Source organism: Sphingomonas koreensis (genome assembly GCF_002797435.1).
GTDB classification, from domain to species: domain Bacteria; phylum Pseudomonadota; class Alphaproteobacteria; order Sphingomonadales; family Sphingomonadaceae; genus Sphingomonas; species Sphingomonas koreensis.
The window spans coordinates 2,549,737-2,566,607 of sequence record NZ_PGEN01000001.1 but is presented as its reverse complement, the minus strand read 5'-3'; the positions used below and the strand labels follow the sequence as shown (position 1 = coordinate 2,566,607).

General features: G+C 66.2%; 14 protein-coding genes and 1 tRNA gene. 6 read left to right on the top strand and 9 right to left on the bottom strand.

Annotated features, from left to right (window positions below; all coding sequences use genetic code 11):
* Positions 1-62: 62 nt before the first annotated feature.
* Positions 63-136: transfer RNA gene (locus BDW16_RS12235), tRNA-Gln, on the top strand.
* A 184-nt stretch (positions 137-320) separates the two neighbouring features.
* Here the strand turns inward: BDW16_RS12235 and BDW16_RS12230 are convergent.
* Positions 321-2,480 (bottom strand): M3 family metallopeptidase, encoded by a 2,160-nt coding sequence (locus BDW16_RS12230; protein ID WP_066572317.1) that lies wholly within the window; start codon positions 2,478-2,480, stop codon positions 321-323.
* A 133-nt stretch (positions 2,481-2,613) separates the two neighbouring features.
* On the opposite strand from BDW16_RS12230, the gene BDW16_RS12225 reads away from it, so the two are divergent.
* The 4 genes from BDW16_RS12225 (at position 2,614) to BDW16_RS12210 (ending at position 8,935) form a co-directional block, all read left to right on the top strand.
* Complete coding sequence (locus BDW16_RS12225; protein ID WP_066572319.1) at positions 2,614-3,360, top strand: ImuA family protein; 747 nt, start codon at positions 2,614-2,616, stop codon at positions 3,358-3,360.
* A 118-nt stretch (positions 3,361-3,478) separates the two neighbouring features.
* Positions 3,479-5,011 (top strand): DUF6504 family protein, encoded by a 1,533-nt coding sequence (locus BDW16_RS12220; protein WP_066572320.1) that lies wholly within the window; start codon positions 3,479-3,481, stop codon positions 5,009-5,011.
* The gene (locus tag BDW16_RS12215) at positions 5,008-8,364 is read left to right on the top strand and encodes an error-prone DNA polymerase (protein WP_066572322.1); all 3,357 of its coding nucleotides are present in this window, start codon (positions 5,008-5,010) and stop codon (positions 8,362-8,364) included. The genes BDW16_RS12220 and BDW16_RS12215 overlap by 4 nt, the downstream gene beginning before the upstream one ends.
* A 13-nt stretch (positions 8,365-8,377) precedes the next feature.
* Positions 8,378-8,935, top strand: coding sequence for a 2'-5' RNA ligase family protein (locus BDW16_RS12210; protein ID WP_066572323.1), 558 nt, complete (start codon positions 8,378-8,380; stop codon positions 8,933-8,935).
* A 4-nt stretch (positions 8,936-8,939) separates the two neighbouring features.
* On the opposite strand, the gene BDW16_RS12205 is transcribed toward BDW16_RS12210, so the two are convergent.
* Both BDW16_RS12205 and BDW16_RS12200 read right to left on the bottom strand, forming a co-directional pair.
* Positions 8,940-9,506 (bottom strand): methylated-DNA--[protein]-cysteine S-methyltransferase, encoded by a 567-nt coding sequence (locus BDW16_RS12205; RefSeq protein ID WP_066572326.1) that lies wholly within the window; start codon positions 9,504-9,506, stop codon positions 8,940-8,942.
* Between the two features lie 36 nt (positions 9,507-9,542).
* Entirely contained in the window at positions 9,543-10,547 is a 1,005-nt protein-coding gene (locus tag BDW16_RS12200) for a fumarylacetoacetate hydrolase family protein (RefSeq protein WP_066572329.1), read from the bottom strand.
* A gap of 175 nt (positions 10,548-10,722) precedes the next feature.
* Between BDW16_RS12200 and BDW16_RS12195 the strand changes: the two genes are divergently transcribed.
* Positions 10,723-12,012, top strand: coding sequence for an adenylosuccinate synthase (locus tag BDW16_RS12195; protein WP_066572332.1), 1,290 nt, complete (start codon positions 10,723-10,725; stop codon positions 12,010-12,012).
* Positions 12,013-12,075: 63 nt separating this feature from the next.
* On the opposite strand, the gene BDW16_RS12190 is transcribed toward BDW16_RS12195, so the two are convergent.
* The 6 genes from BDW16_RS12190 to BDW16_RS12165 form a co-directional block, all read right to left on the bottom strand.
* Positions 12,076-12,315, bottom strand: coding sequence for a hypothetical protein (locus BDW16_RS12190; RefSeq protein WP_066572342.1), 240 nt, complete (start codon positions 12,313-12,315; stop codon positions 12,076-12,078).
* Between the two features lie 147 nt (positions 12,316-12,462).
* The gene (aroC, locus tag BDW16_RS12185; protein ID WP_066572343.1) at positions 12,463-13,533 is read right to left on the bottom strand and encodes a chorismate synthase; all 1,071 of its coding nucleotides are present in this window, start codon (positions 13,531-13,533) and stop codon (positions 12,463-12,465) included.
* 83 nt (positions 13,534-13,616) lie between these two features.
* Positions 13,617-14,144: a GNAT family N-acetyltransferase gene (locus BDW16_RS12180; RefSeq protein WP_100362757.1), complete on the bottom strand. Its 528-nt coding sequence runs from the start codon at positions 14,142-14,144 to the stop codon at positions 13,617-13,619.
* A gap of 4 nt (positions 14,145-14,148) precedes the next feature.
* Positions 14,149-14,952 (bottom strand): enoyl-ACP reductase FabI, encoded by an 804-nt coding sequence (fabI, locus tag BDW16_RS12175; protein ID WP_066572344.1) that lies wholly within the window; start codon positions 14,950-14,952, stop codon positions 14,149-14,151.
* Between the two features lie 3 nt (positions 14,953-14,955).
* The gene (locus BDW16_RS12170) at positions 14,956-15,891 is read right to left on the bottom strand and encodes a YihY/virulence factor BrkB family protein (RefSeq protein WP_066572345.1); all 936 of its coding nucleotides are present in this window, start codon (positions 15,889-15,891) and stop codon (positions 14,956-14,958) included.
* A gap of 6 nt (positions 15,892-15,897) precedes the next feature.
* Positions 15,898-16,845 (bottom strand): DnaJ C-terminal domain-containing protein, encoded by a 948-nt coding sequence (locus tag BDW16_RS12165; RefSeq protein ID WP_066572346.1) that lies wholly within the window; start codon positions 16,843-16,845, stop codon positions 15,898-15,900.
* Positions 16,846-16,871 lie beyond the last annotated feature (26 nt).

Sequence of the window (16,871 nt, the reverse complement as noted above, 5' to 3'; positions counted from 1 at the left end):
CGAACCCCCTTGACCGGTTCCGATTCCCCTCCTAATTGCGCCCGCCTGACTTCGGTCGGTGATGCCCGATCCTCTAATGGTAAGAGAGCGGACTCTGACTCCGTCAATCAAGGTTCGAATCCTTGTCGGGCATCCAAATTCCCAACACTAGGTAGCAAACGCACCCATCGGCTGCGTAGCCGCCACTCAAAGCCGTCAGAATATCGCCCGCACGAGGATCGTGATTGGGGTCGCCATTTTTGTCGCGACGCTGGCCGCAAACCTATCAAGCATCGTGTGACGGAAAACGCCGCCGGCTCATCACCGGCGGCGCCTTACCCTCACTCCGACGGGAAGCCGCGGCGCTTGAACAGCGCCTTCACGTCGGGGTCGCGGCCGCGGAAGGCCTTGTAGGCTTCCTTGCGGTCGGTCTCGTTGCCGGTGGCCAGCAGGATGGTGCGGAACTTGTCGGCGACGGTCTTGTCCCAGACATTGCCCGTCTCCTCGAACGCGGCCCAGGTGTCGGCGTCCATCGTCTCCGACCACAGATAGCTGTAATAGCCCGCCGAATAGGCATCGGACGAGAACAGGTGGTTGAACTGCGGCAGGCGGTGCCGCATCACGATCTCCCTGGGCATTTTCAGCTCGGCCAGCGCCGCGCGCTCGAACGCGTCGGGGTCGGTCACCGGCGTCTCGCGATCGTGCAGTTTCATGTCGACGATCGCCGAGGACAGATATTCGACCGTGTCGAAGCCCTGGTTGAAGGTCGCCGCCTTTTCGATCTTCGCAACCAGCGCCGCCGGGATCACCTCGCCGGTCTTGTAATGCTTGGCGAAGCGGTTGAGCACGTCGGGCGTCAGCAGCCAGTTCTCGTTCACCTGGCTGGGATATTCGACGAAGTCACGCGGCGTTCCAGCGAGGCCCGGATAATAGACGTCGCCGATCAGGCTGTGCAGCGCATGGCCGAATTCGTGGAACAGCGTCGTCGCATCGTCGAGGCTGATCAACGTCGGCTCGCCGCCGCCGCCCTTGGTGAAATTGTTGTTGTTCGACGCGAGCACGATCCGGTCGCCCTTGATCCCCGAACGGCCGCGATAGGCGGTCGCCCAGGCACCCGAACGCTTTCCGGCGCGCGCGAAATTGTCGAGGTAGAAGACGCCGACGGTCTTGCCCTGGCGCGTCACCTCGAAGGTGCGGACATCGGGGTGGAAGACCGGGATCGTCCCCGTATTCTCCTTGAACTGCAGGTCGTAGAGGCGGCCCGCGGCATAGAACATGGCGTTCACCATGTTGTTGAGCTCAAGATACGGCTTCACCTCGCTCTCATCGAGGTCGTACTTCGCCTTGCGGACCTTTTCCGAATAATAGCGATAGTCCCAGCCCTCGATCTTGATCTTAGGCCCCTTGCCCGCCGCGGCTTCGGCGTCGGCGAGCTTCTGCATGTCGGCGACTTCCTCGAGCACACGCGCGCGCGCCGCCGGCCAGACCGACATCATCAGCTTCATCGCATTGGCGGGGGTTTCCGCCATCGTGTCGTCCATGCGGTAATCGGCATGGGTCTTGAAGCCGAGGATCTTGGCGCGATCCTGACGCAGCTTGAGGATCGCCGCGATGGTCGCGTTGGTGTCGTTCGCGTCGCCATTGTCGCCGCGATTGATGTACGCGTTGTACACCTTCTCGCGCAGGTCGCGGCGGGTGGAGTACATCAGGAACGGCTGCATCGAGGATCGGGTGTTCTTGACCGCCCATTTACCCGCCTGCCCACGCGCCTTGGCCTCTTCGGCAAGGCTCGCCTTGAAGCTGTCCGAAAGCCCGGCGAGATCGGCCTCGCTGTCGAGGATGATCGCGGTCTCCTCATCCGCCAGCACCTTGCGGCTGAAATCGGTATAGAGCTTGGCCAGTTCGCCGTTGATGCGCTTGACCTCGGCCTTCTGCGCCGCGTCGAGCAGCGCGCCCGAGGTCACGTAGCCGCGATAGCTGCGCTCGAGCAGGCGCAGCTGCTGGGGATTGAGGCCCAGCGTCTGGCGCGTGTCGTACAGCGTCTTCACCCGCGCGAACATCTTGGGGTCAAGGCTCATCTCGGTGAAGAAGGCCGAGAGCTTGGGGCTCCATTCGGCGGCGATCTTCTGCACCTCGGGCGTGGCGAGGTTGCTGGTATAGACGCCCCAGACCGGGAAGACGCGGCCCAGCGCACTGTTGTTCTTCTCGGTCGCCTCGATCGTGTTGGCAAAGGTGGGCGCGGCGGGGTTGTCGCGGATCTTCGCAAATTCGGCGCGCACTTCGGCCATTCCCTTTTCGAAGGCGGGGCCGAACATCGCCGGAGTCACCTTGTCCCACTGTGGAACCCCGTCGAACGGGCCGGGCCATCTGTCGAGCATCGGGGCGGGATCGACCGGAGCGGCGGCGGGCGCCGGAGACGTCTGGGACATCGAACTGGCCTGTGCTGTAGTGGCAAGGAGCGAGACGGTGGCGAGCAGGATCGCGCCGGTGACGGGCTTCATCAAATTCCCCCAGGATCAGGTGTGATAGGCGGACGATACGCATCCGCGCTTACCATTGGCAAGCGGTTGACTCTGCCTACCAATGGAACAAAATAGGAACAACTTACCCCGAGTCGGAGTCTTGAGGCAGATCATGGCCGATCCCGCCGTCATCAGCCAGTTGCGCGAGACATTGCGCGGTATCGAAGGGGGCGGCTTTCGCCGCCGTCCGGTGCTGCCGTTCGGGCTTGGCAGGCTCGATGCACGGCTGGCGGACGGCGGCCTGCGACTCGACGCCCTGCACGAGGTGGCAGCGGCGACGCCGGACCTTGCCGACGATGCTGCCGCAACCTTGTTCACCGCGGGAATCGCCGCACGCGCCTGGGGGCCGGTGCTGTGGGTGGTCCGGCGGCGCGATCTCTTTGCGCCCGGCCTCTATCAGGTCGGGCTGGCGCCCAAGCGCGTGCTTTACGCCGAAGCGGCGGACGACGACGAACTGCTCGCGATCATGGAGGAAGGCCTGCGCCATCGCGGGCTTGGCGCGGTGGTAGGCGAGGCACGGCGCGTGGGGATGCCGGCGACGCGGCGGCTCCAGCTCGCAGCGGAAGGCGGGCGCACGATCGCGCTGCTGATGAAGCGACATCCACGCCAGGTCGGCGATCCACTGGGCATGCCCTCAGCAGCGGTGACGCGCTGGCGGGTGGCGTCCGCCCCTTCGGCGCCGCTGCCGGTGGAGGGCGTGGGACGCGCGCGCTGGCAGCTCGCCCTCGCGCGGCAAAAGGGGGGCGATCCTTTCGAGACAGAGGTGGAGGCATGCGATGAAACGGGTCGCTGCGCTCTTCCTGCCCCAGTGGCCAATCGAGCGGCTGCGGCAGGCGGAGCGGCACGGCGCGCGGCTTGACCCCGCGCCACCCCCGGCGCTTCCCGCGTCGCGGGCGCCACTCTGCAAGCCGGGCCAGCATGAAGGACATTGGCGGCCCGGAGCACGTTGGGCGCAGGACCATGGAAGGCCATCCGGTGTGGTATCGAAGGCCGCGACCGGGACGGGTCAACGGGCACCGCTCGTCACTTCGATCCGCAACGGCAGCCGGATCGAGGTCGCGGCAGCCTGTCCTGTGGCGCAAGCGCTGGGTTTGCGACCCGGCATGGCGGTCACACAGGCCCGTGCGCAAATACGCGGGCTCGACATCCGCCCGGCCGATCCGGCGGGGGATCTTGCTGCGCTTCGGCGCCTCGCCATGCTTTCCGCGCGGCGCTGGTCGCCGCTGACGGCTTTGTCGGACGCTGACGGGCTGTTCCTCGACATCACCGGCACTGCACACCTGTTCGGCGGCGAAGAAAGGATGGCGCACCGGATCGTCCGCCTTCTCGCCCGCGCCGGGTTCACCGCGCACATCGCGATCGCCGATACGGCGGGCGCGGCATGGGCGTTGGTGCGCCATGCCGATACGCGTGTGACGATCTGTCAGCCGAACGAGCAGGCGTCGGCACTCGCCAGCCTGCCTGCCAGCGCGTTGCGGATCGATGCGACGGCGGTGGAGCTGCTCAAACGCCTGGGCGTCGATGATATCGGCCAGCTCATGGCGATGCCGCGCGGTCCGCTGGTCCGCCGCTTCGGCGCGGCAAGCGTCTTGCGGCTCGATCAGGCGCTGGGCGGTATCGCTGAGCCGCTCGACCCGGTGATCCCGCCCGAGGCGGTCGCCGCGCGTCAGCGCTTCGCCGAACCGATCGCGACGGCCGAAGCAATCGAGCATTGGCTGGGGGCGCTGGTCCCGGACCTCACCATCGCGCTCGAACGCGAAGGGCTGGGCGTTCGGGCACTGGAATGCATCGCCGACCGGGTCGACGGCATCCCCCAGCGCATCCGCATCGGCCTTGCCCGGCCGAGCCGGGATCCCGCGCACCTGCTGCGTCTGCTCAAGCGCCGGATCGAGGATATCGAACCGGGCTATGGCATCGACGCCATCGCGATCCATGTCCGCCGCGCTGCGCCGCTGGGGCCAGAACCGGTGACCGAACGGCTCGACGAGGAAGCGGCACCCGACATCGCCACGCTGGTCGATACGCTGGCGACGCGGATCGGCCTCAGCCGGATGTGGCGAATGCGTGCCGTAGAGAGCGACGTGCCCGAGCGCGCGGCAGCGCCGATGGCGGTGCTCGATCCGCCCGAGCGTGGTGGCGCGCGGGCGAAGATCGATGATGTCGGACAGCTCGACCGCAGTCCTGCGCTCCACCCCTGGCACCCCGAATGGCCCAAGCCAGCCCGGCTGCTCCGCCGGCCCGAACGGCTCGACCATGTCATCGCCGAGATGCCCGATCATGCGCCGCGCCGCTTCACCTGGCGTGGTCAGACCCACCGGGTGATCTGCGCCGACGGGCCCGAGCGCATCCATGGCGAATGGTGGAAGCGCACCGCCGAAGCCGATCAGCTGCGCGACTATTTCCGCGTCGAGGACGAGACCGGGCGCCGCTACTGGCTGTTCCGCCGCGGCGATGGCGAGCAGGGCGAGACGGGCGATCTCAGCTGGTATCTCCACGGGGTGTTCGGATGAGCCCAACCCCCGCAAACTACGCCGAACTCCAGGTCACGACCCATTACTCGTTCCTGCGCGGCGCCTCCGCGCCCCAGGATCTGTTCCGGCAGGCTGCGCTGCTCGGCCTGCCCGCGCTCGGCATCGTCGATCGCAATTCGGTGGGCGGCGTGGTGCGAGCTCTGGTCGCGGCCGAGGAGCTCGCCGCGCACGGCATCCCGATCCGGATGATCGCAGGATGCCGGCTCGACCTGACCGACGGCAGTTCAGTGCTGGTCTGGCCCGAAGACCGCGCGGCCTGGTCGCGCCTCACCCGCCTGCTGACACTCGGCAAAGGACGCGCCGATGCGCAAAAGGGTGAGAAAGGGAGATGCTTCCTTCACTGGGAGGATGTCGCCAACGCTGCCGAGGGACTGGTCGGCGCGCTGGTCCCCGGCATTGCCGATCCGGGCGATCCACAGGCATTGCGCTGGATGGCGGACACGTTCGGGGAGCGCGGTCATGTCTGCCTGACCCAGCATCGCCGCCCGGGCGACGCGCTGCGACTGTACCGGCTCGACGAAACGGCACGCCGGTTCGGACTCACCCCGCTCGCGACCGGCGACGTGCTCTATGCCACGCCGGGCGAGCGGATGCTGCAGGACGTGGTCACCGCGATCCGCGAGAGATGCACGATCGACGAACTCGGCTTCCGCCGCGAGCGCAGCGCCGACCGGCATCTGAAGTCGCCCGGGGATATGGCACGACGCTTCCGCGACCATCCCGAGGCGCTGCGTGCGTCGCTCGCCATCGCCGAACGCTGCACCTTCAGCCTGCGCGATCTCCAGCACCAATATCCGGAGGAACAGGTCATTCCCGGCCGCACGGCGCAGGAAGCGCTCAGTACGCTCGCGTGGAACGGGCTCCGGCAAAGGTTCGGCGGCAATCCGTCACAGGCGCATCAGGATCTGCTGGTCCATGAGCTCGGGCTGGTCGAGCGGATGGGCTATGCCCCCTATTTCCTCACGGTCAATTCGATCGTCCAGTTCGCGCTCAGCCAGCAGATACTCTGCCAAGGACGCGGCAGCGCAGCCAATTCGGTGATCTGCTTTGCGCTCGGCATCACGTCGATCGACCCGATCGAGCATCAATTGCTGTTCGAGCGGTTCATCTCGACCGAGCGCCGGGAGCCGCCCGATATCGATGTCGATTTCGAGCATGAGCGGCGCGAAGAAGTGATCCAGTGGATCTACGAATATTATGGCCACGATCATGCCGCGCTGACCGCAGTGGTCAGCCGCTTCCGCTCGCGTGGGGCGCTGCGCGAGGTGGGCAAGGCGCTGGGCCTGCCTGAAGACCTGACCGCCGCGCTCTCAAGCCAGGTTTGGGGCTGGTCCAACGATGTCGACGACAAGCATGCCGACGCGCTCAACCTCGACCGCAACGACCCGCGTCTCGCGCTGACGCTGGCGCTGGCCCGTCAGCTGATCGGCACACCGCGCCATTTGTCGCAGCATCCCGGCGGGTTCGTGCTGACCCGCGACAAGCTCCACGACCTGATCCCGGTCGAGCCCGCAGCGATGATCGATCGCCGCGTGGTCGAATGGGAGAAGCTCGATATCGAGGAACTGGGCTTCATGAAGGTCGATATCCTCGGCCTTGGCATGCTCGGTTGCATGCGGCGCACCTTCGACCTGCTGGCCAAGTACAAGGGAATCCATCTCACCCTCGCCTCACCACTGATGCAGAAGGACGATGGCCCCACTTTCGAGATGATCCGGCAGGCGGACACACTCGGCGTGTTCCAGATCGAAAGCCGTGCGCAGATGTCGATGCTGCCGCGGATGAAGCCGGTCAATTTCTACGACATCGCGATCCAGGTCGCGATCGTCCGGCCCGGGCCGATCCAGGGAAACATGGTCCACCCCTATCTCAAGCGGCGCCAGAATCCCGATCTGGTCGACTACCCCACGCCAAAGCTGAAGGCCGTATTGGAGAAAACGCTGGGCGTGCCGCTGTTCCAGGAACAGGCGATGCAGGTCGCGATCGTCGGCGCCGACTTCACACCGACCGAAGCCGACCGGCTGCGCCGCGCCATGGCGACCTTCAAGTCCAGCGGCGACATTGGCGAATTCGCTCCCAAGCTGATCGCCGGGATGCGCAGGAACGGGATCAGCCAGGAGTTCGCCGAGCGCATGGTCGAGCAGATCAAGGGCTTCAGCAACTACGGCTTTCCCGAGAGCCATGCGGCCAGCTTTGCCAAGATCGCCTACGCCTCGTCCTGGATGAAATGCCATCATCCGGACGTGTTCTGTACGGCGCTGCTCAACGCGCAGCCGATGGGCTTCTATGCACCGGCACAGCTGATCCGCGATGCGCGCGCCCATGGAGTCGAGGTGCGGCCGGTTTGCATCAATGACAGCGACTGGGACACGCGAGTCATCCCCGAAGGACCAAACGCCCGCGAGCGGGATGGCCGCTTCTGCGGCACCGACGAAGACTGGTCGGGGATTCAGCCGATCCGGCTGGGCATGCGGATCGTGCAGGGACTGGCACTGGGCGACGTCACAGAAATCCTGAGGGCACGAAGACAGGCATCTTTCACGTCGATCGAGGATGTCTGGCGCCGTTCAGGAGTGAAGCCAGCCGCGCTCGAGCGGCTGGCACGTGCCGATGCGTTCCAGGCGCTGGGTCTCAACCGGCGACAGGCGCTTTGGGCGATCAAGGGGCTGGGACAGAAGCCGCTCGACCTGTTCACCGCGGCAGATGCGCGTGCGGGGCAGACAGTGGCCGAGAGCGTCGAGCCATCCGTCGCGTTGGTGCCGCTGACGGCGGGGCGTGAGGTGGTGGAAGACTATCGCGCTACTCAGCTTTCGCTGCGCGCCCATCCCCTCTCCTTCCTGCGCGATCGTCTCGTCGCACAGGGAATCACGAAATGCGCAGACCTGATCCGCATGAAGGACGGTGCGCGTGTCGAGATCGCCGGACTGATCCTGGTGCGTCAGCGCCCCGGCACCGCCAGCGGCATCGTGTTCGTGACGCTGGAGGATGAGACCGGCATTGCCAATGTCGTGCTGTGGAGCGACCGGTTCGAGGCCAACCGGCGCACGGTGATGTCCGCGACGATGCTCTCGATCCGCGGCCGCGTGCAGCGCGAAGGGATCGTCATCCACGTCATCGCCGACACGATCACCGACCTCACCGGCATGTTGCGCGAGGTCGGCGACCTCGATCTGCCGCACACCGCCATGCCCGGCGACGGCGCGACGCATGGCGGCACGATCGACCCGCGCGACCGGCTGATCTCCCGCCAGCGTCCCGCCGACAGCTGGCCACCGCGACGCAGCCTCAAGACGCCTGATTTGATCCCCGTGAAATCACGGGATTTTCACTAGGAGTAAACGGGTCATGACGATCCCCGATATTCAGGGCCCCCTATCCCATCAGTCACGGCAGAACGATGATCAGCTGCTCTATCTGATGCTGAAACCAAGTCCGGAGCTGGCCGCAGCGATGGACCGCCTGCGCGAGCAATATGAGCTCTCGCGCAACTACGCCGCCGAGCGTTTCCACATCACGCTGCTGCCTTTCGGAGATATCCGAACACTTGTATCACACGATCTCATGCGCATTCGCCATGCGATGGCATCGCTACAGGCGGAGCCCTTCGATGTGACGCTCAACCGCATCCGCGGCAATGCACTTGTCGGCAGCAGAATGCGGGCGCTACGCAATTTCCAGCGCGCGCTTCTGGCTCGGCTCAACACCTGCGGCATCGACATCGACTATACCTTCGATCCGCATGCGTCGCTGACTTACCAGCCCTGGCAACGGCGCAACATTTCTGTGCCGCCGATCACTTGGCGTGCCGAGCGGCTCCTGTTGGTCAACAGCATTCACGGCGTTGGTCATAAGCTTGTCGACAGCTGGCCGCTGATCGCCCGGCAGGGAGCGTTCGGCTTCTGACCGCCTAGAAGCCCAGCCCCAGCTGCGGGGTTTCGCGGGCGACGATGCCGTCCCGCACCTCGACGCCTTCAAGTCCGAGCATCCGTGCCTTGGAGAGCGACCCGCCGGGTGCCGAGAAGCCGCCGATCTTCCCGTTCGCCGCCGTTACGCGATGACAGGGGATGATCAGCGGCACCGGATTGGACGCCATCGCCTGGCCGACGTCGCGCGCGAATTCCGGTCCGGCGTCGAGCGCCTTGGCGATCGCGCCATAGGTTGCCGTCTCGCCCCAGCCGAGCTGACGCACGAAGCCATAGACACGGTCGAAAAAGGGCTGCTGCACGCCGAGATCGACGGGTACCTGCATAAAGTCGACACGCTCCCCGGCGAAGTAGCGCCTCGCATCGCCGATCACGGCCTGTACCGGTGCCGGTGGCAGGGCTGCCTCAATAGCCGGCAGACGCCGAAGCAGCGACCGCTCCGCCTCGCGCGCGGTGTCCGCCGGCAGCCGGAAGCTGTGGATGCCCTTCGCACTCCAACCGATCGCGGCAAAGCCCGCTACGGTCTCGAACACGGTATAGCCGTCGGTCATGCCGTTGAGATCGGAACGCTGCCGGATATTCGCAACCTATCCCCCGACGGTCTGCTCGATGACCCCGAAGATCGGGTGATGCTTGTCATCTTCGGCCCAGATGCGGACGGTGTCGCCCGCCTTGAGGAACGGCGTAACCGGCGCGCCGCCATTGATCGTCTCGACCGTGCGAACCTCGGCAAGGCACGAATAACCGACGCCGCCTTCGGCGATCGGCTTGCCGGGACCGCCATTGGCGTCACGGTTGGAGACAGTACCGGAACCGATGATCGTGCCCGCACCCAAGGCTCGGGTCTTGGCGGCGTGCGCGACCAGCGTGCCGAAATCGAAGGTCATGTCCTCGCCCGCCTCGGCGCGGCCGAACGGCTTGCCGTTGAGATCGACCATAAGCTTGCGGTGCAGCTTTCCGTCCTTCCACCAGTCGCCAAGCGAATCGGGCGTCACGAAAACGGGGGAGAAAGCGCTGGCGGGCTTGGACTGAAAGAAGCCGAAACCCTTGGCGAGTTCGCCCGGAATCAGGTTGCGCAGCGACACGTCATTGGTGAGGCCGACCAACCGGATCGCCGCCAACGCATCTTCGCGGCTCACGCCCAGCGGCACGTCGCCGGTGACGACCACCACCTCGGCCTCGAGGTCGCAGCCCCAGCTTTCGTCAGCGAGCGGGATCGGGTCGCGCGCACCGAGAAAGCCGTCGCTGCCGCCCTGGTACATCAGCGGATCGTGCCAGAAACTCTCCGGCATCTCAGCGCCGCGGGCCTGACGGACCAGCGCGACATGGTTCACATAGGCCGATCCGTCGGCCCATTGGTAGGCACGCGGCAGCGGTGCAGCCGCCTGACGTTCGTGGAACCGCAGCATCGGGATGGTCTCGTGCTCGAGATCGGTGGCGAGATTGCGCAGATCGCCTTCGAGCCGGTCCCAGTCGTCGAGCGCAGCCTGAAGCGTCGGCGCGATGTGCGCGGCATCCGCGCACCAGGCGAGATCATTGGAGACGACAACCAGCTTCCCGTCACGGCCGTGCTTGAGGCTTGCCAGTTTCATTCGTCTCTCCTCTTTTACTCTGGTTCAACCCTTAGCGCAGGCACCGGGCTGCGCAACGCCCTTGACGCGAAGACGCGGGAGGGCCATTGGCGCCCCCGCATTTCCGAAAACCCTGGCCGCCGAGTCCTGTCGAAGGGCGGCCCCGGGTCTGCCTGGCAGGCGGAGACGTGTATCCATGGCAAATGTCGCAGTGATCGGCGCCCAATGGGGCGATGAGGGCAAGGGCAAGATCGTCGATTGGCTCGCCAGCCGGGCCGATCTGGTGGTTCGATTCCAGGGCGGGCACAATGCCGGCCATACGCTTGTCGTCGGCGACAAGGTCTACAAGCTCTCGCTGCTCCCCTCCGGGCTCGTGCGCGGCACGCTGTCGGCGATCGGCAACGGCGTCGTCTTCGACCCCTGGCATTTCCGCGACGAGATCGCCCGGCTGCGCGAACAGGGCGTCGAGATCACGCCCGAGACGCTGCAGGTCGCCGAGACCGCGCCGCTGATCCTGCCCATCCATCGCGATCTCGACGCGCTGCGCGAGGACGCGTCGGGTGCGGGCAAGATCGGCACCACCCGCCGCGGCATCGGCCCGGCCTATGAGGACAAGGTTGGCCGCCGCGCGATTCGCGTGTGCGACCTGGCCCATCTCGACGATCTCGACGCGCAGCTCGACCGGCTCTGCGCGCATCACGACGCGCTGCGTGCCGGCTTCGGCGAGCCGCCGATCGATCGCGAAAAGCTGCTCGCCGACCTGCGCGAGATCGCGCCGTCGGTCCTGCCCTATGCCGCGCCGGTATGGCTGACCCTCAAACGCGCCAAGGAAGCCGGCAAGCGCATCCTGTTCGAGGGCGCGCAGGGCGTGCTGCTCGACGTCGATCACGGCACCTATCCCTTCGTCACCTCGTCCAACACGGTGAGCGGATCGGCGGCTTCGGGCTCGGGGCTTGGGCCGGGATCGGTGGGCTTCGTGCTGGGCATCGTCAAGGCATACACGACCCGCGTCGGTTCGGGGCCCTTCCCGAGCGAGCAGGACAACGAGATCGGCGAGCTCCTCGGCACGCGCGGTCGCGAGTTCGGCGTGGTTACCGGGCGCAAGCGCCGTTGCGGATGGTTCGACGCGGTGCTGGTGCGTCAGTCGGTCGCGGTGAGCGGCGTCACCGGCATCGCGCTGACCAAGCTCGACATCCTCGACGGGATGGAGAAGCTGCGTATCTGCATCGGCTACAAGGTCGGCGACAAACATTACGACTATCTGCCGCCCAGCCCACAGGATCAGGCGCGTGCCGAAGCCGTTTACGAGGAATTCGAAGGCTGGAGCGAATCGACCGCGGGCGCGCGCAGCTGGGCTCAGCTTCCAGCTCAGGCGATCAAGTATATTCGCCGGATCGAGGAACTGATCGGCTGCCCGGTAGCGCTGGTCTCGACCAGCCCGGAGCGCGAAGACACCATCCTCGTCCGCGATCCGTTCGCGGACTGATCCTGATCCAATCGTCGTCCCGGGCGCAGCCGGATCGCTGCGCCCGGGACGACGAGAACCGGATCAGTAGAAGGTCGAGTTCGGCTCCGGCGCGATTTCAGTGCCATTGTTGGTCGGGTCGGCACTCGGCTCGACATCGGTCGTGTTCGACGTCGTCTCAGGCGCCGCGCTTTCCGGCGCGGGCACGCCCTGATTCGCCATCTCGTTCTGCAGCGGCGGTTCAGTCTGCCCCGGCGCGATATGCGCGAGCGCGGCGGTCGAACCGCAGAGAAGAAGAAGGCTGGCGAGCGTCTTGTGGCGCATGGGTTACTCCTGTTTACGTGGCACAGGAGAAACGCGACCGAGCGGATCAGGTCCCGGAAGCGCGGCTCGCCTCATCGCTGCGGAATCCCGCCCCGTCCGCGGAACGCACCGGGGGCGGGATGAAGCGATTGATCCGGATCGGGAAAATCAGCCGATCTGGGCGCGATGCAGCAGTTTCTGGTCGGCCAGCACCAGCGCCATCATCGCCTCGACCACCGGAACGCCGCGGATACCGACGCACGGATCGTGACGCCCCTTGGTGCGGATCTCGGTCGCCTCGCCCTCCCGGGTGATCGTCTCGACCGGGGTCAGGATCGAGCTGGTGGGCTTGAACGCCACGCGTACGCGCACCGGCTGGCCAGTGGCGATCCCGCCCGCGATCCCGCCGGCATGGTTGGCGAGGAAAACCGGCTTGCCGTCATTCCCCGGCCGCATCGGATCGGCATTGGCCTCACCGCTCAGCGCCGCCGCAGCGAACCCATCGCCGATCTCGACCCCCTTGACGGCATTGATGCTCATCATCGCCGCGGCGAGCTCGCTGTCGAGCTTGGCATAGAGCGGCGCGCCCCAGCCCGCGGGCACGCCCGTCGCCTCGCATGCGATCACCGCACCGAGCGAGGACCCCGCCTTGCGTGCGTCGTCGACCAGCTTTTCCCATCGCGCCGCAGCGTCGGGATCGGGGCAGAAGAACGGGTTGTTGCCGATCTCGGCAGCGTCGAACTTCGCATAGTCGATCGCGTCGCCTCCGATCGCCTCGACCCAGGCGAGGATCGAGACATCCGGGATCACCGCGCGCGCGACCGCGCCCGCAGCGACCCTGCTCGCCGTCTCGCGCGCCGAGGAGCGCCCGCCGCCGCGATAGTCGCGGAACCCATATTTCGCATCATAGGCATAGTCGGCATGGCCCGGGCGATAGGCCGCAGCGACCTCCGAATAGTCTTTCGACCGCTGGTCGACATTCTCGATCATCAGGCTGATCGGGGTGCCAGTGGTCTTCCCCTCGAACACGCCGGAAAGGATGCGGACCTGGTCGGGCTCCTGCCGCTGGGTGGTGAAGCGCGACTGGCCGGGGCGGCGCTTGTCGAGGAAGGGCTGGATATCGGCTTCGGTCAGCGCAAGCCCGGGTGGGCAACCATCCACCACCGCACCGATCGCGGGGCCATGGCTCTCCCCCCAGGTGGTGAAGCGGAAGACGCGGCCGAAGGTGTTGAAGCTCATGGCGTCATCTCCTTGCCCATGTCGCCGCGATTTGGAAGCAAGAAGGATCGACAGTCCGGCAAAGCCTAGCGCCGGATTGGCCTTCAGGCGTCCTGCCCCAGCGCTGCGAACGCCGCCGCATGGCTCGCCGCCCCGCGCACGCCGCACGGCACTTTCCCGTCCTGCAAGGCCAGCGCCATCAGATAGTCGCCGGCATAGGGGGAGGCGAAGCCACGCGCGAGATCGGCGGCATAGCCGAAGCGCCCGTAATAAGACGGATCGCCCAGCACGAAGCTCAGCAGATAGCCCGCGTCGGCAAGGTGCCTGTGCCCCGCGGCGATCAGTGCTTCGGCCACCCCCTGCCGCCGGTACGCCGCCTCGACCGCGACCGGCGCCAGCGCGACCGCGGGAAACGGCTGGTCGTTGACCGCAACATCCATCCGGCTGAACGCGACCATCCCCGCAAGCGCACCCGTCTCGTCGTCATCCGCGACCAGGGTCAGCACCATGTCGCCGTCGATGCACAGCCGCTGGACCAGCAACGCCTCGTCGGGTGCCGGGAAGCTGCGCCGCAGCAGCGCGTCGATCGCCGCCACGTCGCCGCCGGTCGCCGGGCGGATCGCGATCGTCACGCCATCACACCAATGCGATGTCGGGTGCGTCCTCGGCCTTCATGCCGACGACGTGATAGCCCGCATCGACATGATGCGTCTCGCCGGTGGTGCCGCTCGACAGGTCGGACAGGAAATAGAGGCCGGCGCCGCCGACATCCTCGATCGTCACGTTGCGCTTGAGCGGCGAGTTGAGCTCGTTCCACTTCAGGATCAGGCGGAAGTCGCCGATGCCCGATGCGGCAAGCGTCTTGATCGGCCCTGCCGAGATCGCGTTGACGCGGATATTCTGCCCGCCGAGATCGACCGCCAGATACTGGACGCTGGTCTCCAGCGCTGCCTTGGCCACGCCCATCACGTTATAATGCGGGATCACCTTCTCCGCGCCATAGTAGCTGAGCGTCAGCAGCGATCCGCCATCGGGCATCATCGCCTGCGCGCGCTTGGCCACCGCGACGAACGAATAGACGCTGATGTTCATCGTCATCAGGAAATTGTCGAGGCTGGTATCGACATAGCCGCCGCGCAGCTCGTTCTTGTCCGAGAAGCCGATCGCATGAACGACGAAATCGATCGTCGGCCAGCGCGCTGCCAGCGTCGCGAACGCGGTGTCGAGCGCGGCCATGTCGCTCACGTCGCAGTCGATCAGGAAATCGCTGCCCAGTTCCTCGGCCAGCGGGCGCACGCGCTTCTCCAGCGCCTCGCCCTGATAGCTGAAGGCCAGTTCCGCGCCATGCTCGCGCAGCTTCTTCGCAATACCCCAGGCGAGCGAGCGATCATTGGCGAGGCCCATGATGAGCCCGCGCTTGCCCTGCATCAATCCGGTCACGTCTTACCCTCCGGTCTTTTCTTGTCGTCCCTCTAGACCGTTCTCCGGCGTTTCCGCCAGCGCCGCATTCAGTTCTGCACCGATAACGACCCCAAACCCGATCAGAAAAAAGAAGATAAGCGCCACCATCACCCCTGCAAGGCTGCCATAGGTCAGGCCATAGCCGCCGAACGCGCCGATCACATGCGGCAGCGCCGCGGTGCACGCCATCCACCAGATCGTCACAAACAGCGGCCCTGGCCATTTGGGGCATTTGGATTGGCGATATCGCGTTGGTGTGAGCGTGTAGAAGAGGATGTAGAGCGCGCCATAGAGGGCGATCGCCGGCGCGATCTTGGTGACCGAGATGATGCGCTGCGCATCGGAAGCGAACGGAATCACCCGCCAGATGAACTGTTCGGCGCCGATCAGCAGCACCTGGAAACTGAACGCCATCATCGCGAGGACTACCGATGCGATCACGAGCCCGATCGCGCCGAGCTTCAACCGCCAGAAGGACGTGCCCGACTGGACACCATAAGCCTGGCGCAGGATCGCGCGCACCGTCTCGATAAAGCCGGAGGTGGTCCATAGCCCCACCAGCGCGCCGAGCCACAGCAGCGATCCGGAACGCGCCTCCAGCACCTCGAGGATCGCGGGGCGGAGCAGTGCGCCGACCTCGGGCGGGACCGTCTGGAGGAACGCTCCCACCGCCTGAAGCCCGTCGCCGGTGCGCCCGACCAGCCGGGCGATCGCAGTGGCGACGATGAAGAACGGGAAGAGCGTGACGAGACTGAGGTAAGCAAGGTTGCCCGCATGAGTGAAGCCGTCGGTATAGGCGCCGACCACCACGCGCCGGATCACCTCGATCACCCGATCGGTGACGCCCAGGTCCGAGAGATGCCGGTGGAAACCGCGACGGCGCGCCTCCGGCGATTCAGGGGAAATGGGCTCCGTCACGCGATCTCAGACGCCCAGCCGGCTGCGCGGGTTCCCTCCGCCTTCCCAACCGCTTACGAACTCGGCAAGCTTCGCGTCGCTCGCCGGGATCTCGATCATCAGCGTGACCAGCAGGTCGCCGCGCGCATTCTTGCCGTGGAAGCCCCGCCCTTTGAGGCGCAGCGTCTTGCCCGAGCTCGAGCCGGCGGGGACCTTGAGGTTCACCGCGCCTTCAGGCGTCGGTACGCGCACCGACGCACCCTCGACCGCTTCCTTGAGCGTCACCGGCAGATCGAGCCTGATATGATCGCCGTCGCGAGTGTAGAAACGGTGCGGCTCGATCTCGATCGTCACGATCGCGTCGCCATTGCCGCCCGGCCCGGCATCACCCTTTCCGCCCAGCCGCATCTGGGTGCCGGTCTCGACCCCCTTGGGAAGCTTGAGATCGATCGTGCCGCCGTCGCGCAGCTGAATCCGTTGCGGCTTCAGCGCTGCGGCGTCCTCGAACGGCACGCGCAGGCGATAGGCGACGTTCGCACCCTTGGCGGGCGGCGGGCGGCGGCCGAAGCCGCTCGAAAAACCGCCCTGCTGGCCGCCCATCCCCGCGCCGCGACCGCCGAACAACCCTTCGAGGATATCCTCGAACCCGCCGGCATCCGCGCCGCCGAAATCGAAGCCAGCGCCGCCGGGTCGGAATCCGCCCTGCTGGCCACCGCGCGCGCCGCCGAAGCCCGCGCCGAAGGGCGAGGCCGGATTGCCATCGGCATCGATCTCGCCGCGGTCGAACCGCGCGCGCTTGTCCTTGTCCATCAGCAGGTCATAGGCCTGCGTCACGGTGCTGAACTTCTCCGCGGCCTTGGGATTGTCCTTGTTGCGGTCGGGGTGCAGCTCTTTTGCGAGCTTGCGATACGCCTTCTTGATCTCGTCCTCGCTGGCCCCGCGCGAGACACCCAAGGTTGCGTAAGGATCGGCCACTCAAAATTCCCCGTTTCTGCTTTCTC